Genomic DNA, 4,639 nt, shown 5'->3' on the forward strand with positions numbered 1-4,639 from the left:
GAGGGCGAGGCGGAAGCGGACGGCACCGGCGCCTCCGGGAGCTCCGGCGCCTCCGCCGGCTCGTCGCCGCCGAGCGCGGCGGCCAGGTCGGGCGGCAGCTTGCGGGCCGGGCCGGGCTCGGGCAGGTCGTAGGTGCGCAGGAAGTCGCCGAGCCCGAGGTCCTTGCCGCCGCCGAGGCGGTAGTGCAGGTAGGCGACGGGGGCGCCGTCCGAGGTGCGGGTGTACACGGCACCGACCGGGACGTAGTAGCGCTCGGCGCCGGGGTGCTGGGAGGGGTGGAGCCCGGCCAGGCGTTCGGCGCGGTCGCGGTCGGTCTCGCGGCCGACCCGGCCGGCGGTGAGCGCGTTGACGCCGCGCACCACCAGGGCGGCGCCGACGGACACGCACAGCACCAGTCCGACGGCGACCGTGCGCCGCAGGACCGGGCGGCCGTGCAGGGCGGGCCAGGAGTCGGTCACCATCCGCTCGGGTGGGATGCCGTCCACGGTTTCTCGCTCCCCCGTTTTTCGATCCCGCATCGATCAGGACGTCCGATCAAGATCTTCACCCAAGACGATCGTCCAAGACGACCGTTCAAGACAAACGTCCAATACAGACGTCTGAGACGATTGTCCGAGACGAGTGTTCAAGACGATCGTCCGAGACGTTCGTTCAAGACCTTTGGCCAAGACGTTTGATCAAGACGTCACACTCTGCTCGACGTGGGACCGTAGCCCAGAGTTCCTCAGCCCAGGTAGGCGGGGGCGACCGCCGCCTTGGTGACCGGCTGCGCGGCGCCGGAGCCGTCCGCCGGGACCGTCCACAGATCGGCCCCGTAGTCCCCGGGCAGGGCGTACAGCAGGTTGTCGGTGCCGGACCAGAGCGCCTGGTCGTCGATGTTGCGCCGCTCGGCGGTGGCGGTCTCGGTCATCGTTCCCAGGTCGAGGACGTACAGCCGCCACGGGGAGTCGGCCGGCAGGCCGGGGACGCGCTTCTTGTACGCGATGCGGGTGCCGTCCGGGGAGAGCGAGGGGCACTCGACGTTGTCGTGCAGGGTGGTGAGGGTGCGGGCGGCGAGGTCGCCGCGGACGAGGTGGGTCTTCCCGGCGGAGGCCAGGGTCGCGTAGAAGGTGTTGTCGTCGGCGAAGGTCACGCCCCAGATGTTGATGTCGTGCGCCTGGTACGGGTGGCCGTCCAGGATGACGGCGAAGTCCTCCAGGTTCTCCCGCAGGTTCCAGTCCCGGACGTCCACGATCGAGGAGCGGGTGGAGAAGTCGGAGCCCGCATACGAGTCACCGCTGACGAAGACCGTCCAGGCCGCGAGGTGCCCGGACGGGGAGACCCGGGAGCGGGTCGGAATGCCGGCCGCGGGGAAGGCGCGCAGTTCGCGCAGGTGGTCGTCCAGGACGACGGCGCGGTAGGTGTCCTCCAGCGCGCCGTGCTGGGCCTGGAGGCAGATACCGGTGCCGGCGGCGGCGTGGAAGCGCAGGCACTGCACGCCGGAGGCGGTGCGCGGGCCGTCCGGGCGGTCGGCGGCGACGGTGGTGATCTCGTCCCGGTGCGGACCCCAGGCCATGTTGCGGAACAGCAGCTGCCTCCCACTGCTCGGCACTTGGAGCGACACCTGCCCGGAGTTGACGGCCGGCCCGCCGGGCTGCGCCTGATCGCGCCGGGCGGTGCGGTCGGCGGCGTAGAGGACGGCTCCGGTGCCGACCGCACCGAGCAGCAGGACGGCGACCAGCAGCACGATCACCCTGGTCCGGTTCCGCAGGTTCACGAACTCTCCTCGACAGCAAGGGCTTCGGACGTTGAGGACGGGCGCAGTACCACCGCCGCGCCGCCCACGCACAGCGCCAGCGCCCCCGCCGACCAGGCCAGCGCGACCGCCCCGCCCACCGCGCTCCACAGCGCGCCGAACAGCAGCGAGCAGGCGAACCGGGCCAGCGCCTGCCCGGTGCCGACCAGGGCCAGCCCGGCGCCGCGCTGCTCGGCGGGCACGGCGTCGGCCGCGGCCGCGGCGAGCACGCCGTCGGTGGCCGCGTAGAAGGCGCCGTGCAGCACCAGCACGCCGATCACCACCGGCAGTCCGCGCAGCGGCGAGAGCAGCAGCCCGTACGCCGCCAGCAGCACGCCGTGCCCGAGCAGGAAGAGCCGGCGGCGGCCGATCCGGTCGGCGAGCGTGCCGAGCGGGACGGCGAGCAGCAGGAAGGCGGCCGCGGTGCCGAGCGGCAGCAGCGGGAACAGGCCGACGGACAGCCCGAGTCGGCGCTGGACCAGCAGGTAGAGGAAGGAGTCGCTGACGGTGGTGAGCCCGAGCAGCACCGCGCACAGGGTGAGCCGCCGCAGTCCGGGCAGCCGCAGCAGGCTCAGGCTCGCACGCAGCGATGGGGTGGAGTCTGACGCTGCTTCACCCTCCTGTCGGTTCGGTACGAACAACAGCAGGATCAGCACGCCCAGCGTCGCCACACAGGCGCTGACCGTGAACACCGCGTCGTAGCCGTGTCGTTCGCCGCCGTCGGCGAGCAGTGGGCCGCCGGCCAGGCGCAGCACCAGGAAGGCGGTGAGCGGTCCGAGCAGGGCGCCGGCCGTGTCCATCGCCCGGTGCACGCCGAACGCCCGTCCGCGGTGGGCGGGTTCGGTGGCGAGCGAGATCATCGCGTCCCGGGGCGCGGTGCGCAGGCCCTTGCCGGTGCGGTCGACGGCGATGACGGCGCCGATCAGCGGCACGGTGTGGACGAACAGCAGGAGCGGCCGGCACAGCGCGGACAGCCCGTACCCGACGGCCGCGACGGCCTTGTGTCGGGCGGCTCCGTCGCGGCCGCGGCGGTCGGCGAGGTGGCCGCCGACGAGGCGGACCAGGGCGCTGAAGCCGTTCTGGATGCCGTCCAGCAACCCGAAGCCGAGCGGGGAGAGACCGAGCCCCGTGAGCAGGTAGAGCGGCAGGACGGCGTTGACCATCTCGGAGGAGATGTCGGTGACCATGCTGACGGCGCCGAGGGCGAGCACCGCCCCGGGCACGGCGCGCGCGGCGGCGCCCCGCCGCGCCGGCCCGCCCGTGGAGGGGGTCGGCGCGACGGGGGCCTTGGAGCTGCGGGAGTCCGCGACGTACACGGGCGTCAGTTCCAGATGCCGGTGATGTCGGCGGCGTTGGCGGAGTTGCCGGCGTGGGCGTTGACCCCGGCCAGGTCCTCCAGGGTGTGCAGCACGTCGTAGTGGTTGTAGCGGGTGGCGGTGCTGCTGCCGGGGGCGACGTGGGCTCCGTAGACCACGGTCGGGATGCGGTTGCCGGACAGCTTGTTGTCCTCGTCGAACGTCACCACCAGCAGGCTGTTGTGGCTCTTGGCCCACTGCGCGTAGGCGTCGAGGTTGGCCTGCAACCAGGAGTCACCGGTGCCCACCGAACAGTCGTGCATGTCGTCGCACAGGTCCGGGACGACGAAGGAGACCTTGGGCAGGGTGGTGAAGTCGGTCGGGAAGGCGTCCATGCCGTAGGCGCTGGAGGTGGGCACGTTGCCGAAGCCGAACCACGGGTTGTGCTTCTGCGCGTAGTTGCCGCTGTCGCAGTCGGTGGCGCCGACGCCGGGCAGGCCCTCGTTGTAGCTCGCCCAGGTCTGGTTGGCCGCGAGCAGTTCGGAGGCCAGGTTGGGCTGCTGCAGCGCGCCGACGTCCACGCAGCTGTCGTCGACGATGCCCTGCGAGCTGCCGGAGAACAGCATGTAGTAGTTGGGCTGGCTGGGGTGGGTGAGCGCGTAGGACTGGGTCAGCGTCGCGCCGCCGGCCACCAGGGTGCCGTTGACGTACGGCGCGCTGGAGCTGCCGATGACCTGCGAGTACGCGTGGTTCTCCATCACGACGACGATCACGTGGTCCGGCGCGGGCAGGCCGCCGGCGGTGACGTCGGCCGTGACGGCGGCGGCGTTGCCGCCCGCGGCCCACAGGCCGAGCGAGCCGGCGACCAGGCCGAGTCCGGCGGCGAGGGCGGTGAGCGGGCGCAGCCGGCGGCGGGCGGGACGCCGGGTGGCGGTGGGGTCGGGCGCGCCGGGGGTGCGGAGTCGTGCGAAGGCCATGGGGTCCTCCGTGAGTCGGGGCTTCCCGGGCGGGAGCGCGGAAAACAGTAGGAGGGCGGTGGTGTCGTGTACCGCACAAGTGAAGTGAAGAACAGACGAACAGCTGCGAGGCCGTCCCCGTACGAAACGCCGCCCCACGACCCGGGGGTACCACGGCCCGCCGCATCTCACACCGGCCGCGATTGACCCGTTTCGGCCGCCCGTGGTGGGATCACTGCGGATCACTGGGGCCCACCGCCGGAGGGCCGGGGACGGCGAGGAGTGCGGGTACGTGATCGGACTGGTCGCCATCTACGAGCCGGGCCACCCGCTGGCCGACGAGTTGCACGCGCTCTGGCCGGACAGCAGCCGCGTCCACCGGGCCTCGCGCGGCAGCATCTTCCAGGCGCCGGAGGCGATGGGCCTCGCCTTCGGCCTGCACCACCAGGTGATCGCCGTCGGGTCGCTCGCCACCGTCGTCCACCTGCTGGCCGACGTCCACCCTGCCCTTCGGCGCGACACCGACGTGCTCTGCGTGGACCCGCAGCGGCGCTGGGTGATCCCGCTGACCCACGGGGACTCCACCGAGGAGCTGACCCGGGAGGTGGAGGCCG

At 72.6% G+C, this 4,639-nt stretch carries 4 protein-coding genes and 1 pseudogene; 1 reads left to right on the top strand and 4 read right to left on the bottom strand.

Annotated features, from left to right (window positions below):
- The 4 genes from J0670_RS30625 to J0670_RS30640 form a co-directional block, all read right to left on the bottom strand.
- Positions 1-485, bottom strand: a 485-nt coding sequence (locus J0670_RS30625; protein WP_207815022.1) for a hypothetical protein, incomplete at its 3' end; no start/stop codon positions are given.
- 239 nt (positions 486-724) lie between these two features.
- Complete coding sequence (locus tag J0670_RS30630; protein ID WP_207815026.1) at positions 725-1,750, bottom strand: TolB-like translocation protein; 1,026 nt, start codon at positions 1,748-1,750, stop codon at positions 725-727.
- 2 nt (positions 1,751-1,752) lie between these two features.
- Positions 1,753-3,090, bottom strand: a complete 1,338-nt coding sequence (locus J0670_RS30635) for an MFS transporter (protein WP_207815023.1) — start codon at positions 3,088-3,090, stop codon at positions 1,753-1,755.
- Positions 3,091-3,095: 5 nt separating this feature from the next.
- Positions 3,096-4,046, bottom strand: coding sequence for an alkaline phosphatase family protein (locus J0670_RS30640; protein WP_207815025.1), 951 nt, complete (start codon positions 4,044-4,046; stop codon positions 3,096-3,098).
- A gap of 271 nt (positions 4,047-4,317) precedes the next feature.
- Here J0670_RS30640 and J0670_RS30645 point away from each other — a divergent pair.
- Positions 4,318-4,639: pseudogene (locus tag J0670_RS30645) on the top strand (hypothetical protein); the annotation flags it as partial.

This window comes from Streptomyces sp. FH025 (assembly GCF_017427025.1).
In the GTDB taxonomy this organism is placed as follows: domain Bacteria; phylum Actinomycetota; class Actinomycetes; order Streptomycetales; family Streptomycetaceae; genus Kitasatospora.

Bases quoted from the DNA above. Each gene is read 5' to 3' on its own strand.
- J0670_RS30640 (WP_207815025.1), bottom strand. From the start codon at position 4,046: ATGGCCTTCGCACGACTCCGCACCCCCGGCGCGCCCGACCCCACCGCC.